Raw genomic sequence first — 15,507 nt, 5'->3', positions numbered from 1 at the left:
AAGTGTGTTGGCAATTGGGTAATAAAACGTTTTTCTAAACCCTTAAATCTTCAACTGCATCGTCAGGATTCGATTTATCGGTCTTTCTGACCTCGATTCCTGCCTCTTTCAGTCTTTCCAGCGCTCCTTCTCCTATGTTCCTGCATACTACCACACTGACACCCTTTTCCCTGAGAATCTCGGCAATCATCCTACCTCTACCCTTTTCCGCTTCCGGGATTTCAACAACGCTTGATTTCCCGCTTTCAAGGTCAAGAATGTAAAATCGTCTGGCCTTGCCAAAGTGCGGGGCCACCCTCAAACCATCCTTTTGGTCCAAAATCGGCATGGCAACCCTCATCTTCTCAGCCTCTCGATTTCCCTTTTTATTTCCTCAAGCTCCGCTTCGAGCTCATCCCTCATTCTCTCAAGCATTCTGAGTTTCTCGTCCCTTTCCGATTCATACCTCATCCATCCCGGCTTTCCGGTCGAGTAACATCTCCTTTTCCAGCCCCTGCCCCATCCTCCTCTCATGCATCTCATATTCTCACCTCCTATTTGAAATATGTTTCAATAGCAAAGTATTTAAATTTTGCGACATGTTTCAAATTTGTGTTCCGCTGGAGAAAGGGGAAGTGCAGGGGAAGAAAGCTCAGAGATATTTACATCTCAGGTCTGCCAGCAGTAAGGGCCATGATTCCAGAACCGGGAACCGGAAAGAAGCCTGTCGCGATAAATCTTGCTGAGGCCGAGGCTTTAAGGCTTGTGGATTACGAAGAGATGAGCTTTGATGATGCCGCAGCAAAAATGGGAGTTTCGAAGGCTACAGTCTGGAGACTGGTGAATGCTGCAAGAAAAAAGATGGCAAAGGCAGTTTTCGAGGGCAGAGCAATCCTAATCACTAAGGGTGGGGAGCTTGAAAGGCTTTAGCCCATGCTAACCCTCTCGACGTACCTCCCCCTCTCCTCAATCTCCTTTGCCCTCTCTATTACCTCCTCACTTCCCCCCTCTGCGAGGTACCCTTCAATAAAGGCGTCTCTCAGCCTCTCCCAGTTCTCAAAGCTCGCCTTCAGCGATTCAAAGTAAACGTGCACGTCCACACCCATCGGCTCCACTTTGTTATCGAAGAAAGCGAGCCCAAAATCAACGAAGTATATTCTGCTGTTGCTTAAAATCAAGTTCATAGGGGTTATGTCTCCGTGAATTATTCCCGCTCTGTGGAGCTTCGCGGCCATTCTCCCTACTTCTCTGCTCACGTCCTTACTCATCACATCCTTCACAGCCTCTCCGTAAATCCTTTCCATGACGATGGTGTCCTCCTCAACATCCAGAACGATTGGTGTTGGCACACCAGCTCTTCTTGCAGCGGAGATTATCTTCGCCTCCATCTTTGTCCTTCTTAGCCTCAGCTCCCTGTCAAGCTCCTTTATCCTGTACCTCTTTGGGATTCTGGTTTTTACAACCACATTTTCCAGAATTTTTACTTCCGCTTCTCCACCAAGATAGACCTTCACGGCTTGAAAAAAGAGTAAGGGAAGTTAAAGCTTGCCTTCTGCAACTCTTGTTACATTGAAAACACCAATGAGCTGCCCTTTTCTAACCTCTCCATCCATTATCGGCAGGAAAACAACCTCTTCTATGGTTTTTCTGCTCTCCAGACTCCAAGGCTCATTTGCAATCCCACCAACCATCGTTCCGTAGGCCTGCCTCATGATGCCGAGAGGATTAACTACTGCATAATCAGGAACGTTAATCGGCCGGATTTTGATGATTTCCGCAACACCCCTTATGAGCTTCCTGTTCTCGTCGGAAATGGCTGGCCTCCACTCCCCCTTTCTGCCTACCCTGAGTGGCTTGCTTCGGTATTCGTGAATCGTCTTGACAACACCTTTGCCGGCCTTTCTGGAGAACTGCAACTGTCTGCTGTTGCCCCCTCCACTGCTCTCGCCCATAACGCAGACGAGACCCAGAACTTCCCCCTTCTCAACAACTCCATCGCTGAACCCAACCAAAACGGCCTCATCGAAGACTCTATCCTCCTCAAACTTCCTAGTTCTACCCCCTACAAGATCAAGAAGCTGAGCAAAGGCGTTTGCGGCCAGACCGTAGGGGGTGATGATGCTTCCCCCCTTCACGTCCACCCTCTCTATTTCTACAGCCGAAACTCCTCCCTTCTCGATCCTCACCCTCTCGTCCGCAACAATCGGCAGAAGACTGCACCTCTCACTCTCGAAGTATCCGCTGAACGTTCCCGTTACGTTTTCTCTATAGAAAACTCCGCCCTCCACCCACGTCAGAGATGCTTTAACAGTTCTTTCCTCCACCCTCGGTTTTGAGGGAATCACCCTGGAGAGCAAACCCGTCCTAACGAAATTTATCCGCAGCATTCCTAGCAAGTCGCCCTCCTTTACGTCCCCAGACCTCGTTGGGATGAAAACTGCGTGATTTATGCACTTTTCGTCCTCAACCATTCCGGGAGCCCCGCACTCAATTACGTCTGCAACAAAACCGTTTGCATGGCTTATTGCAGCCACAGGCCTGACAACGGTGTTTTCAGGTATTTCGATTACTCTTGTACCAACAACCGCAACCTCCCCCTCGCAAACGGTGAGGTCCTCACTTGCGATTATGGGGCTGAGCTGGCTAACCTTCGAAATTACGTAGCTTCTCGGTTCGACATCAACATCAAATTCAAAAGTTTTGCTACCCACTCCCTCTTGCCATGACAGAAGCTTAGCTCTCAACACACTAAATAAACAATTTAACCTTAAAAATGTTTTCGGTTTCCAAAAATCCTGGATTTCGAATGTGGCTTAATTTCGATACATTTATTAACTTCTTTTCAAGCCAGAGGTTGAAACAGGCAATCAGGTGTTAGCTATGGCTGGCGAAATACTTGTTATAGGAGGCGGAATTTCTGGACTGACTGCTGCTATAGAAGCTGCCGAAACGGGATATGATGTGATTCTCTTGGAAAAGAACCCGTACCTTGGCGGAAGAGTATCACAGCTGAACAAGTACTTCCCAAAGCTTTGCCCACCGTTCTGCGGGCTTGAAATCCTCTTCAAGAGAATGAAGAGCACACCAAAGCTGAAGTACTTCACAAACGCCGAGGTTCAGGAGATAAGCGGAGAGTCGGGGAATTTTACGGTTAAAGTCAAACTCAAGCCGAGATACGTCAACGAGAACTGCACAGCATGCGGGGCTTGCAAGGAGGTTTGCCCGATTGAGGCTCCGGACGAGTACAACTTCGGACTGAAAAAGAAGAAGGCCATCGATTTGCCTAACATCATGGCGATGCCCTTCCAGTACTACATTGACGACAAATACTGCAATAAGTGCGGTGAATGCGTTTCTGCATGCAAGTACAACGCCATAGACCTCAATGAAGAGGAGAGGGAGATGACCCTGAATGTGTCATCCATAATTGTTGCGACAGGCTGGAAGCCCTACGATGCAACCAAACTTGATAACCTCGGCTACGGAAAATACAAGAACGTCATAACCAACATGGAGATGGAGAGGCTTGCATCGCCAAACGGGCCGACTGGTGGCGTTATTCAGACGATGGACGGTAAGCCAATAGAAACAATCGCATTCGTTCAGTGCGCCGGAAGCAGGGATGAGAACCACCTGCCCTACTGCTCTGCAATCTGCTGCTTAGCGAGCTTGAAGCAGGCAACCTATGTGAGGGAGCAGTATCCTGATGCGAAGATATACATCTTCTACATCGACATCAGAGCCTTTGGAAGATACGAGGACTTTTTCGCAAAAGTTAAGGCTGACGAAAAAATCGAACTCATCAAGGGAAAGGTTGCGAAGGTTGAGGAGGTTGACGGAAAGCTTGTTGTGACTGCTGAAGACACGCTTACCGGTGTGAAAAGCAAGAAAGAGGTCGACATGGTTGTTCTCGCCACAGGCATGCAGCCTGCCATCGAGCCCATTCCCGGGCTTGAGCTTGACGAGTATGGATTCGTTAAGCCAAAGCCGGGCATCATTCCGGTAGGTGTTGCGGCGATGCCCATGGAGGTCGCCTCAGCCAACGAAACCGCAACGGCAGCAGCGCTGAAGGCTATTCAGCTTGCAAGGAGGTGAAATGATGGAGAAAGTTGGTGTTTACATCTGTACCGGTTGTGATATCGATAAGCTGGACATCGAAAGGCTGAAAAACGTTGCAAAGGAGGAGTTTGGAATTGAGGCAAAGATCCATCCGCACCTCTGCTCGCAGGAAGGAGTTGAAATGCTCAAGAACGATGCTGCGGAGCTTGACGCTCTTGTAATTGCAGCATGCTCACCCCGTGTGAAAACGGCCCTCTTCACCTTCGATGACAAGTACGTTGAGAGGGCGAGTCTCAGAGAGGGAGTTGTCTGGAGCCACGACATTGATGAGCACGCTCAGGAGCTTGCCGAGGATTACCTGAGAATTGCCATCACCAAAGCCCAGAAGGCTGAAAAGCCCGAGCCATACATTGAGGAGGTATCGAAGGACATCCTCGTCGTTGGCGGTGGTGTTACAGGCTTAACCGCCGCTCTTGAGGTTGCAAAGGCGGGTTACAAAGCCCATCTTGTGGAGAAGGAGGCCGAGCTCGGAGGATGGGTGGCCAAATACTACAAAACTCTGCCCGTTGAGCCGCCATACACGAGAATTGAGGAGAATCCTGTATTCCAGCTAATTGATGAGGTAAAGAGTAATGGAAACATAGAGGTTTACACCTCCGCAGAGATTGACTCAATCAGCGGCCAGCCGGGAATGTTCGACGTTGTGCTAAACAAGGATGGAGAGAAGGTGCAGTTCAGAGTTGGAGGAATTGTTGTCGCAACCGGCTGGAAGCCTTACGACGCCTCAGCTTTAGAGGAGCTTGGCTATGGGAAGTTTGCCGACGTCGTCACAAACCTTGAGTTCGAGGAGATGGCAAAGGAGGGCAAAATCCTCAGAAAGTCTGATGGAAGCGAGGCGAAGAATGTGGTGTTTATCCAGTGCGCAGGGCAGAGAGACGAGAACCACCTGCCTTACTGCTCATCCGTCTGCTGCCTCGTGAGCCTTAAGCAGGCAAAGTACGTGAGGGAGCTTACCAATGGCAATGCCTTCATAATCTACAAGGACATGAGAACTCCAGGACTTTGGGAGGATTTCTACAAGGAAATGCAGCAGGACGATGGAATTTTCCTGACGAAGGGTGACATCAAGGAAATCAAAGAAGAGGGTGGAAAGCTGACGGTTGTCGTGACCAACACGCTACTTGGAGAGGACATTGCAATTAAAGCTGATTTGATCGTGCTCGCAACGGGAATGGTCTCAACGCTGAAGGGACTTTATACGGTAAAGGAAGAATTCCCGGATGAAAAGACCGTGCCTTACAAGCACATTTCCGAGCCGCATTTGATTAAGAGCGAGGAGGATGTTGAAGTAATCAAGCAGGCCGGGCATATACTCAACCTGCAGTACAGGCAGGGTCCCGAGCTTCCCACGCTGAAGTACGGGTTCCCCGACTCCAACTACATCTGCTTCCCCTATGAGAGCAGGAGGCTTGGAATTTACGCTGCCGGAGCTGTCAGGGCACCAATGGAGATTGCCTCATGCATTGAAGATGCGAAGGGAGCAGCCTTAAAGGCGATTCAGGCGGTTGAGCTCGTTGCTGAAGGTAAAACGACTTTCCCGAGAACTGGAGATATCGACTACCCGCAGTTCTTCCTCCAGCGCTGCACTCAGTGTAAGAGGTGTACTGAAGAGTGCCCCTTTGGTGCACTTGATGAGGATGAGAAGGGCACTCCGATGCCCAATCCGCTGAGGTGCAGGAGATGTGGTATCTGCTTCGGTGCCTGTCCTGAGAGAATCATCAGCTTCAAGACCTACAGCATCGACCAGATGGCGTCAGCGGTTAAGTCAATCTACGTCCCTGATCCCAACTGGGATGAGGGGGCTGAGGACAAGTTCCGCTTCATAGTCTTCGCCTGCGAGAATGACGCTTTGCCAGCTTTGGACATGTCCGCTCTGAACGGAAAGAAGTGGAGCCCGCTTGCCAGAATCATCCCGGTGAGGTGCCTCGGTTCGGTCAACACCGTCTTTATCGCAGACGCACTCTCAAAGGGTATTGATGGGATTCTGCTTGTAGGATGTAAGTACGGAGAGGACTACCAGTGCCACTTCATCAGGGGAAGTGAGCTTGCCAACAGAAGAATGGAGAATGTGGCAGAGACTCTTGAGAGGCTGATGCTGGAGAAGGAGAGAGTGCAGGTGGTGGAAATCTCTATAAACGAGTGGGACAAGATTACAGAGATTATAGACAACTTCGTCAACCAGATCATGGAGATTGGTGCGAACCCGTATAAGGGGTTCTGAGGTGGACTATGGAGGTTGATGCGCAGTTCGTCAGGGATGTGATAGGATTTGGAGGTAAGACGCTTAGAAAGTGCTACCAGTGTGCAACATGCAGCGTCGTATGCCCGCAGAGCCCCGAAGAGGCGCCATTCCCAAGGAAGGAGATGATATGGGCTCAGTGGGGGCTGAAGGATAAGCTGATTAAGGATGCGGATGTCTGGCTCTGCCACCAGTGCAACGACTGCAGCGAGTATTGCCCGAGAGGTGCAAAGCCCGGAGAGGTTCTCGGAGCTATAAGGGCCAAGGTAATTCAGGAACTCGCATTTCCAAACTTTTTTGCCAAAATACTGTTGAAGCCCGCTGGAATAGTCGTCTACTTTGCCATTCCAATCATCCTCACGTTAGCCTACCTTGCGGCCTTCAGCCCGGAAATACCCAGCGGGGAGATAGTGATTGGAAACTTCATTCCGCATCTGCACGTTGAGATAGCTGGCTTCTTGGTTGGAGGATGGGCTCTGCTGATTGCGGCCATTGGGGCTTACAGGTTCTGGACTGGGATAAACTCTGAGGTCTCGAAGGTTTACGAATACAGGCTCGGCGAGAACGCAGAGCTTGAAGTGGTTAGGGCAAGCCCAAGGTTCATTGAGTGCCTCTTCTGGTCAATAATAGATGTACTTAAACACTCACGGTTTGCCGAGTGCGGCACGGCAAGATACCGCTATTTTGCCCACTTCATGATCTTCTGGGGTTTCATCATCCTTGGCATCGCAACTCTCGGTGACATAGTCTATCTCTACGGTCTCGGAGTTGAGGAACTCGCTCTTCCACCAACTGACCCTGTGAAAGTTCTGGGCAACCTCGGAGCCTTGCTGCTGGTAGCAGGCTCCCTTTGGGCGATTGTGGCAAGATTCAGCAACGAGAAAATAGGTTACGGAACGTACTTCGACTGGCTCTTCCTCGGCACAATATTCGCAGTTGGTCTAACAGGAGTGGGCATTGAGGCTTTGAGGTATGCGGGTAGCGTGGCGGCGTACTACATGTACCTTGTACACCTGGTTCTGGTGTTTACGCTGATTGCCTACGCCCCCTACTCAAAGTTTGCCCACCTCCTCTACAGAACCCTCGCCTACACGTGGGCGAAAAGCGTGGGGCGAGAGCCCCAGCAGTGATTTTTTATGGAGCTAAAAGATTTTCAAAAAATTTTTAGGGAGAAGTACTACGAGACCGATTCGCGTAGCGGTCCTCTGTTTCTGCTGGCGGTGCTGTTCGAGGAGGTTGGAGAGCTTGCTGAGGCGGTCAGAAAAAACCAAAACGTTGAGGAAGAGCTTGCTGACGTGCTGTTCATGGTAATCTCAATTGCCAACCTGTACGACGTTGACCTCGAAAGGAAGCTGATAGAGAAGTACGTAAGGGGCGACCCCAGCCCCCGCTGGGACCTGCCTGACTTGTAAATTTGCAAGAAAAGCATATATTTTGGGAAATATAACATTTAGTCAATGGCAAAAAACCACTACGATATACTTAGAAGGCACATCAGGAGTGAGGACTTGCTTGAGACACCAGAGTTCGGTAGCGGTAGCAGGATCGTGGAAGAGTACTGGATACAGGAACCATTCACAAAGGCCATAATTGTTGAAAACGAGGATGAGTTCAGAAACGTCTATTACGCTCTCGAACCGACTGTAAGCTCCGAGGAGGCGGAAGTAATCTCCGCCCTTTACGATGACCTGAAGAAAATTTTGGTTCTGCAGGACGTCTCTGTTGATCTGGAAGAGAGAGCAGAAGTGCTTGTCAGAGCGATTGAAAAGCTCTCCAAGGAGTACGCTGTGAGTTTTACTGACAACTTCTACTCGAGAATGCTTTACTACCTTTTCCGCGACTTTTTCGGTTACGGTTTGATAGACCCCTTGATGGAGGACACCAATGTTGAGGATATCTCGTGTGATGGCTACAACATTCCAATTTTCATATACCACCAGAAGTACGGAAATGTGGAGACGAACATCGTTCTTGATCAGGAAAAGCTTGACAGGATGGTTCTGAGGCTGACGCAGAGAAGCGGGAAGCACATTTCAATAGCAAATCCGATTGTTGATGCCACGCTTCCCGACGGGAGCAGGTTGCAGGCGACCTTTGGCACCGAAGTAACGCCTCGGGGTTCAAGTTTTACGATAAGGAAGTTCACGATTGAACCGCTCACACCCATAGATTTGATAGAAAAGGGAACAGTTCCTTCAGGAGTTCTCGCCTACCTCTGGCTGGCGATAGAGCACAAGTTCTCCGCAATCGTTGTGGGAGAGACTGCGAGCGGAAAGACGACCACGCTAAACGCCATTATGATGTTCATTCCCCCGGATGCAAAGGTCGTCTCCATCGAGGATACGAGAGAGATAAAGCTCTACCACGAAAACTGGATCGCAGAGGTTACGAGGACGGGAATGGGTGAGGGAGAAATAGACATGTACGACCTTCTGAGGGCTGCGCTAAGGCAGAGACCCGACTACATCATTGTGGGTGAGGTTAGAGGAAGGGAGGCACAAACGCTCTTCCAGGCTATGTCTACCGGCCACGCGAGCTACTCCACACTCCATGCCGGAGATATCAACCAGATGGTTTACAGACTCGAATCTGAGCCGCTTAAGGTGCCGAGAAGCATGCTTCAGTTCCTCGATATCGCTCTCGTGCAGACGATGTGGGTGAGGGGAAACACAAGGCTAAGGAGGACGAAGGAGGTTAACGAAATCCTCGGCATAGACCCTGTTGACAAAAACCTTCTGGTGAACCAGTTTGTTAAGTGGGACCCTAAGGAGGATAAGCACATTGAGGTTAGCATGCCTAAGAAGCTTGAAAAGATGGCCGATTTCTTAGGTGTCAGCGTTCAGGAGGTTTACGATGAAATGCTGAGCAGAAAGAGGTACCTTGAACTCATGCTGAAAAGGGGAATCAGAAACTACAAAGAGGTTACGAGATATATCCACGCCTACTATCGCAATCCTGAGCTTGCTATGACGAAAATGGAGGAAGGCCTATGAGCCTCTACACTCCATTGGCGCTGAGGAGATTTTACAGGAAAAGATACATCCGAAGACCGGGAAGCTACTCGGAGCTGTCTTCAGCGATAGAAAGCGCGAGGCTGAGGATGACGGTGCCGGAACTGCTCTCCATCGCCCTATTTTACCCCCTTCTCTCCGTTATTCCGGGCATTCTTCTCGGCTTTCTCGTCTCGGAGGTGATAAATCCCGGAGGACCCTTAATCATAAGGAACACAGTCATCCCCTACTGGCAGTTCGAACTCGCTCTAATTACGGGCTTCGCAGTTCTCGCCTTCGGCTTCACGAGGTACCTGATTCTCTCGTATCCCTTCTACATCACCAACGTGAGAAGGGGCAAGATAGACTCATCCCTACCCCATGCTGTGAACATGATGCTGGGAATGGCGAAAGGTGGTGTACCTCTCATTTCGATATTTCGGTTTGTTGCGGAGAACAGGGAAATTTTTGGCGAAATAAGCCGGGAATTCGACAAAATAGTCACTCTTGTGGAGATATTTGGGTACGACATGATAACGGCGATGAAGTACGTTGCGGATACAACACCATCGGAAAAGCTGAAGGTGTTCCTGGAGAACTTCATCAACGTCTATGAGGGTGGAGGAGATGTTGTGGAGTACCTCCGTGCGAAGTCCGAGCAGCTGCTCACAGAAAGGGAGACTTACTACACTTTGTTCTTTGAGACCCTTCAGGTATACGCTGAGATATACCTTGCCCTCTTCATCGTCGCCCCGCTTTTCTTCCTCATAGTCCTCGTTGTTTTCCAGATGGTTGGTTCAGGCGCGATGCAGACGTTCAAGATTGTTTTGTTTGCCATGATACCTCTCGGCTCGCTCCTCCTCATGTGGCTGATAAAGTCCTCCATGCCAAGTGAGCCCGTGGGCTTTGCAGAGCACAAAAAGAGGGGGGATAGGGACATCTACTTCAGGATCGCTGACAGAGAACCGGGATTCAAGATTTACGTTTGGAGGATGAGGCTAAAAAAAGTTCTGAACTTCCTGAAGAGGCCTTTTACCGAGGAGCCTTACCTCCTCACGCTCCGCGCTCTCTCTTTCTACCTCATCGTGCCTGCTGTTGCCGTTTTCATTTATCTTTACGGCAAGGTGGACTTAGACCTGCTCATTTTCGTCACTCTTTCGATGGTGATTCTTCCATCAATTCTGTTCATCGAGTACAAGAATAGATTGCTCACTAAAATGGAGAAGGAGCTTCCAGAGTTCATGAAGCAACTCGCCTCCCTTAACGAGGCAGGGTTGAACGTAGTTGAGGCGCTGAGACACCTCTCGGAGAGCGAGCTCGGAGTCCTGGGGAGGGAGATAAGGAAGATCAAGAGGGAGGTTGAGTGGGGTGAGCTGATTACCTCCGCCCTGGAAAAAATCGAGAGCAGAGTCAGGAGCCAGATTGTGGCGAAGGCCATAACTTTGCTTGTGAAGGCAATTGAGTCAACACCGAGCATCAGAGATGCCCTGAACACAGCATCTATGTACTCGGAGCTGGAAGTGGAGGTAAGAGACAGGATAAAGGCCCAGATGAGTATGTACACCATCATAATCTATCTTGCATTCGCCGTTTTCCTCTACACTGCCTACATCCTGATTCAGAACATGCTCACGGTTTTTGCATCCGTGGAGGTTACGCAGTTCACTTCAAAGATAGACATTGGGGCTGTTAAGGACACGTTCATGCAAACTTCGTTGCTCGTTGCCCTCTTCTCCGGCATAATGGCTGGCCAAATGGGGGAGGGAAGGATTGAGGCAGGTTTGAAGCACATTTTCATTTTGGTGGTGGTAGTGTATGTCTTCTTCAAATTTGTCATCCCGTAAAACGAGAATTTCGGCGCACTTCCTTGATGCAGCCCCAGCAGAGGACGAAATTGTTACTGTTGAGGGGTGGTTGACCTACTATGACGAGGAGAAAAAATCCTGGATTCCCCTCGAAAGGGCTCAGGTCACCATTTATGTGGACGGCAGAGAAGTTGGAAAGGCCGAAACGAACGAGTATGGCATGTTCACCTTTGCCTTTCCCGCACCCTACAAGGGGAGGCACAAGCTGGAGGTGAGGTTTAAGGGGAAGGCAGGATACGAGAGCAGCAGCAAATCGCTCGACTTTCAGGTAATGGAAAGGGAGCAGAAGCTGAAGCTTGGAAGACTGGCAAGAGACGTGCTTTTGCTGATAATAGCATTGGTTTTCCTGCTGTTCGTTGCGATATTCATCACGAACATGCTCAGATGACCCTCACGCTTCTAAAGCGCAGTGACTTCGTTACTGTGTTTTCAATCTGTCTTAGCTCACCTAAGCCCCCTTCAACTTTTTTAAGCAATTCAAACACGTTTCCGTAAATCATTGCCCCCTTAACGGCCTTCTCCCCAAAGTAGGCGTTGTTACATTCCAGACTGAAATCACCGCTAACGGGGTTTGCGGTGTGGGAGCCGATTAAGGAGTGGATTGTAAGGCAGTTGTCGTCATCAGCGTCATCAACCTCCAGAACAACGTTGCTGACCATTGGTGCCGGAAAGCTGCTCTCCTCGAGTCTGAATCCGTTTCCAGTCACACCGTACTTTTTGGAGTGCTTCCAATCGGTGTAGTAGCTTCTAACAACACCGTTGTCTATAAGAAACGTCTTTCTTGCGGAAACCCCTTCATCGTCAAATCCGCAGCTCATTAAGCCCCCCTCAACAGTCGGGTCATCGATAACCGTTATTCTTCCAAACTCATCACCGAGCCTGATTACACTCCTTCCCTTTTCGACGTTCTCGGCGGAGAGGGAGGGATAGAGTGTATTGGAGAGCAGCTGGTGGACAGCGATTGGCTGGAGAATGACATCATAGGTGCCACCCTCAATTTTGATTGCTTTAGCCGAATCAACTGCAAGCTCCTCGGCCTTCTTCGCAGCCCCCTCTATGTCAAGCTCAATGCTTCTGCTCCCGCAAACTTCGTAAGCGCTTCCCCCCTCAAAAACAGCCTCCACTATCATGGACGACGAGGTTGACTTTTCACGGCTATCGAGGCCAAAGGAGTTGGTTATTCTGACCTCCTCCACCGCATGCTCAATGGTAGCTGAAGCTATGTTCGCTTTTTCTACGGCACTCCTCAACCTCTCAAATTCCTCCATAATAAGCTCCGAATCCGCCTCCTCCACTCTTTTGTCGTAGATTCCCTTAACACTTGCAGGCTTTTCATTCGGGAAGTCTTCAAGCTCATCTTCAGAGATTCTGGCGATTTTTTCCGCCAGAGAAAGTGCCTCATCCCTCGTCGAAGCGGATGCAAAACCAACTCTCCCTTTCAAAATCACTCTTGCGGAGAAGCTTTTGTCAACGTAGGAGCTGACAATCTTGAGCCTTCCCGCCTCGATTTCTGCCATTATACCTTTTGTTCTGTACTCGAAAACCTCCCACTCCATCAGGCCCCACCAACCGTCGCTCTGCACAAAACAGGGGGAGAACCGTCGGAGACGGGAACGAGCTGTCCCGCCTTGCCGCAGAATCCGGGGTCGAACTCAATCTCCCTGCCGATTTTCACGTTTCTCAGTATTTCAAGAGTGTTTCCGGACAGGGAAACGTCCCTGACCATCTCAGCCAGCTCCCCATTCTTAATGAGGTAGCCGTACTGGGCGTTGAAGTGGAAGTAGCCCGTTGCGGGATTGGTTTCTCCACCCCTCGAGCCCACAAGGTAAACTCCATCTCTGCACTCCTCCAAAAGCTCATCGAAGCTGTAGTGATGGGTATCAATGTACGTGTTGCTCATCCTGACGATTGGTACGTCAACACCCTGGCTTCTCGCGTTTCCCGCAACACCGCCAAGCTTCTTTGCCGTCTCTCTGCTGTGCAGGAAGCTTTTCAGAACCCCGTCCTCGACAATAACCTTTTTCTCTGCCCTAACACCTTCATCATCGAAGGGGAAGAAGCCAAATTCGGGAAGAGTTGGGTCGTCGATTATAGTAACGCTCTCATCTGCTACCTTTTCGTTCAGCCTTCCCTTGAGCACCGTTGCTCCCTGAAGGACGTGGTCGGCCTCAACCGCATGTCCGAATGCCTCGTGGACGAACACTCCAGCCAGGCTTGAGTCCATAACAACGCTCATCTCGCCTGAGGGCGGAGCTAAGGCGTTTACGAGTTTCGGAAGAACCTCAACGATTTCGTAGGCTTTTTCATCGACGCCGTCTAAAACCTCGTAACCGCCGACCCTCATCTGCCTTTTTGAAAGAAACTGCAGGCTTCTCCCCTTTCCCACACCCATTATGGAGACTCCCGTTCTCAAAACCTCGTACTCAACTTCCGACCCGCATGAGTCCCTGTATTGCAGCACTCTTCTGTTCTCAAAGTAGACCAATTTCGTGCTTACGCAGACGTCTCTGATAATTTTTTCGAGGTCTTTCAGCAGCTCCACCTTCTCCTCGATGGACATGTCCTGCGGGTCCCTCTTAACCCTCATTCTGTAGCGCCCTTTTGTTGCGATCTCCTCTATATCTCCATCGCCCTGAGTGAAGGCGTTTTTCTCTGCCTGCCTTAAACCTTCATCGTCGGCGACATTACCCTCGAAAATCCCCCAGAATCCGTTCTTGAGAACTCTAAATCCTTTGGAGGTCGATTTGTTGTATCTCGGCTTTTCCAGTTTGCCATTCTCAAGCTGGAGGTTCAGGGAGACATTTTCAACTCTTCTTATGTCCCAGAACCTCATTCACTCCATCCCTCTTTCCCTGAGTATGCCCTCTGCAGCAATCAGCCCTGTAACTGCAGCACCAACAATGCCTCTGCTAACCCCCGCCCCGTCGCCGATTGCGTAGATGTAGGGTATGTTCGTCTTCATCCACTCGTCAACTTTAAGCTTCAGAGAGTAAAATTTCACCTCGGGGGCGTAGAGAAGCGTGGAGTCGTCGGCAACGCCTGGAATCACCTTGTCCAACCTCTCAAGAGCATCGAGGATATCGTCAATTGCCCTTCCCGGATAGGCGAGGCTGATGTCTCCGGGGATTGCTGTTTTCAGTGTTGGCTGAACGAGCCTGTTGTTCTTTATCCTGCTCTCTGTGCTCCTCCTTCCGAGCCTCAAGTCCTTCAGCCTCTGGACTATTGGATTTCCCCCTCCGAGCTTTGTTGTTATCCTCGCCAAATCCCTTCCCCACTCGTTTGGCTCGTCGAACGGTTCGGTAAACTCATAGTGGCCCAGCAGAGCAAAGTTCGTGTTGCTGCTCTTTTCCTTGGCCTTGCTGTGTCCGTTAACGAGGCAGAAATCACCGTAATCTTCCCTAATCACCCATCCCCTCGGGCATGTGCAGAAGGTCCTCATGTAGTCGTCATGCCTTTTCGTGATAACCCTCAGCTTCGGGTCGTAGATTGCCGAGGTTATGTCGTCCATGATCGACGCGGGCACCTCAACTCTGACGCCAACGTCTATGGCCTTGGAGTTCTCCGCCACCTCGAGGTTGTAATCTCTTGCCCACTTTTCAAGCCAGCTCGCTCCGCTCCTGCCAACAGCTATGATGAGATAGTCGTAACCGAACTCCTCGCCCTTTTCGGTTCTCACAACCTTTCTCTCAGGGTCTATGTCAACCACGGTTTTTCTGGTGTAAATCTTCACACCTTCCTTCTTCAACTTGTCCTCGATGCTTTTCACAACCTTGGGCAGCTCGTCACTCCCCACGTGCCTCTGCCTCAGGGGAACGAACTCGATTCCGGCGGCGTTGGCCCTCTTAAGAAAATCTTCAATTTTTTCAAGGTCGTCGCCGTAAAGCTCATCTGGCGCACCGTGTTTGAGAAAGATCTCATCAACCTCATTCATTTTCTCGATGAGGTAGTTGGGGTCGAGAAAGTCGAAATCGCCGCCGACGGAGAAGCTTGAGGGATACTCAGGGTGGACGTAGTTGAGCTTCCCATCCGACAGACCACCCGCTCCCCCTACTCCGGAGGTTATGTTGCAGGGATTACACTTCGTGCAGTAACTCTCGGAAAGGTCGCTCGGGCACTTCCTTTTTGAAATATCCCTCCCCATTTCAAAAATGGCGGTGTTAAGCTTTCCTGCAAGCTTGTAAGCGGCGAACATCCCTCCAGGTCCTGCCCCTACAATTATGACGTCAAATTTCATACATTTTGAGCTTAGTGGCTGGAGGCCTTTTAAGCTTTGTTGTTTTGTAGTTGAATGTCACAAACACGGTAAAGGTTTTTA

General features: G+C 50.1%; 15 protein-coding genes. 8 read left to right on the top strand and 7 right to left on the bottom strand.

The window, feature by feature from the left end:
- Nucleotides 1–34 precede the first annotated feature (34 nt).
- Nucleotides 35–340, bottom strand: a complete 306-nt coding sequence (locus tag AF_RS03390; protein ID WP_010878171.1) for a NifB/NifX family molybdenum-iron cluster-binding protein — start codon at nucleotides 338–340, stop codon at nucleotides 35–37.
- Nucleotides 337–522: a DUF5320 family protein gene (locus tag AF_RS12840; RefSeq protein ID WP_010878170.1), complete on the bottom strand. Its 186-nt coding sequence runs from the start codon at nucleotides 520–522 to the stop codon at nucleotides 337–339. The genes AF_RS03390 and AF_RS12840 overlap by 4 nt, the downstream gene beginning before the upstream one ends.
- Before the next feature lie 69 nt (nucleotides 523–591).
- On the opposite strand from AF_RS12840, the gene AF_RS13045 reads away from it, so the two are divergent.
- Nucleotides 592–909, top strand: a complete 318-nt coding sequence (locus AF_RS13045; RefSeq protein WP_010878169.1) for a DUF134 domain-containing protein — start codon at nucleotides 592–594, stop codon at nucleotides 907–909.
- On the opposite strand, the gene AF_RS03380 is transcribed toward AF_RS13045, so the two are convergent.
- Both AF_RS03380 and AF_RS03375 read right to left on the bottom strand, forming a co-directional pair.
- Complete coding sequence (locus AF_RS03380; RefSeq protein WP_010878168.1) at nucleotides 906–1,493, bottom strand: Kae1-associated kinase Bud32; 588 nt, start codon at nucleotides 1,491–1,493, stop codon at nucleotides 906–908. The two genes, AF_RS13045 and AF_RS03380, sit on opposite strands and share 4 nt — an antisense overlap.
- A gap of 24 nt (nucleotides 1,494–1,517) precedes the next feature.
- A complete protein-coding gene (locus tag AF_RS03375; protein ID WP_010878167.1) occupies nucleotides 1,518–2,726 on the bottom strand; it encodes a DUF22 domain-containing protein in 1,209 nt (402 codons plus the stop codon).
- A 133-nt stretch (nucleotides 2,727–2,859) separates the two neighbouring features.
- Between AF_RS03375 and AF_RS03370 the strand changes: the two genes are divergently transcribed.
- The 7 genes from AF_RS03370 to AF_RS03340 are packed head-to-tail and all read left to right on the top strand — an operon-like array spanning nucleotide 2,860 to nucleotide 11,580.
- The gene (locus tag AF_RS03370) at nucleotides 2,860–4,074 is read left to right on the top strand and encodes a CoB--CoM heterodisulfide reductase iron-sulfur subunit A family protein (RefSeq protein ID WP_010878166.1); all 1,215 of its coding nucleotides are present in this window, start codon (nucleotides 2,860–2,862) and stop codon (nucleotides 4,072–4,074) included.
- Between the two features lies 1 nt (nucleotide 4,075).
- On the top strand, nucleotides 4,076–6,319 hold the full coding sequence (locus AF_RS03365) for an FAD-dependent oxidoreductase (RefSeq protein WP_010878165.1): 2,244 nt from the start codon (nucleotides 4,076–4,078) through the stop codon (nucleotides 6,317–6,319).
- Nucleotides 6,320–6,327: 8 nt separating this feature from the next.
- Entirely contained in the window at nucleotides 6,328–7,467 is a 1,140-nt protein-coding gene (gene qmoC / locus AF_RS03360) for a quinone-interacting membrane-bound oxidoreductase complex subunit QmoC (RefSeq protein ID WP_010878164.1), read from the top strand.
- Nucleotides 7,468–7,473: 6 nt separating this feature from the next.
- A complete protein-coding gene (locus tag AF_RS03355) occupies nucleotides 7,474–7,749 on the top strand; it encodes a MazG nucleotide pyrophosphohydrolase domain-containing protein (protein WP_010878163.1) in 276 nt (91 codons plus the stop codon).
- 45 nt (nucleotides 7,750–7,794) lie between these two features.
- Nucleotides 7,795–9,330, top strand: a complete 1,536-nt coding sequence (locus AF_RS03350) for a type II/IV secretion system ATPase subunit (RefSeq protein WP_010878162.1) — start codon at nucleotides 7,795–7,797, stop codon at nucleotides 9,328–9,330.
- Nucleotides 9,327–11,171 carry a type II secretion system F family protein gene (locus AF_RS03345; protein ID WP_010878161.1) on the top strand — a complete coding sequence of 615 codons (1,845 nt, stop codon included), beginning with the start codon at nucleotides 9,327–9,329 and terminating at the stop codon, nucleotides 11,169–11,171. Before AF_RS03350 ends, AF_RS03345 begins: the two co-directional genes overlap by 4 nt.
- On the top strand, nucleotides 11,143–11,580 hold the full coding sequence (locus AF_RS03340; RefSeq protein WP_010878160.1) for an Ig-like domain repeat protein: 438 nt from the start codon (nucleotides 11,143–11,145) through the stop codon (nucleotides 11,578–11,580). The genes AF_RS03345 and AF_RS03340 overlap by 29 nt, the downstream gene beginning before the upstream one ends.
- On the opposite strand, the gene AF_RS03335 is transcribed toward AF_RS03340, so the two are convergent.
- From AF_RS03335 to AF_RS03325, 3 genes are read right to left on the bottom strand one after another with little or no spacing between them, the layout of a single operon-like run.
- Complete coding sequence (locus tag AF_RS03335; protein ID WP_010878159.1) at nucleotides 11,573–12,748, bottom strand: TldD/PmbA family protein; 1,176 nt, start codon at nucleotides 12,746–12,748, stop codon at nucleotides 11,573–11,575. The two genes, AF_RS03340 and AF_RS03335, sit on opposite strands and share 8 nt — an antisense overlap.
- The gene (locus AF_RS03330; protein WP_010878158.1) at nucleotides 12,748–14,025 is read right to left on the bottom strand and encodes a TldD/PmbA family protein; all 1,278 of its coding nucleotides are present in this window, start codon (nucleotides 14,023–14,025) and stop codon (nucleotides 12,748–12,750) included. Before AF_RS03330 ends, AF_RS03335 begins: the two co-directional genes overlap by 1 nt.
- On the bottom strand, nucleotides 14,026–15,426 hold the full coding sequence (locus tag AF_RS03325) for an NAD(P)/FAD-dependent oxidoreductase (RefSeq protein WP_010878157.1): 1,401 nt from the start codon (nucleotides 15,424–15,426) through the stop codon (nucleotides 14,026–14,028).
- Between the last annotated feature and the right edge of the window lie 81 nt (nucleotides 15,427–15,507).

Source organism: Archaeoglobus fulgidus DSM 4304 (assembly GCF_000008665.1).
Lineage (GTDB): Archaea > Halobacteriota > Archaeoglobi > Archaeoglobales > Archaeoglobaceae > Archaeoglobus > Archaeoglobus fulgidus.
Note: the sequence above shows the minus strand (reverse complement) of the source record. Positions and strands in the feature narration are given on the sequence as shown.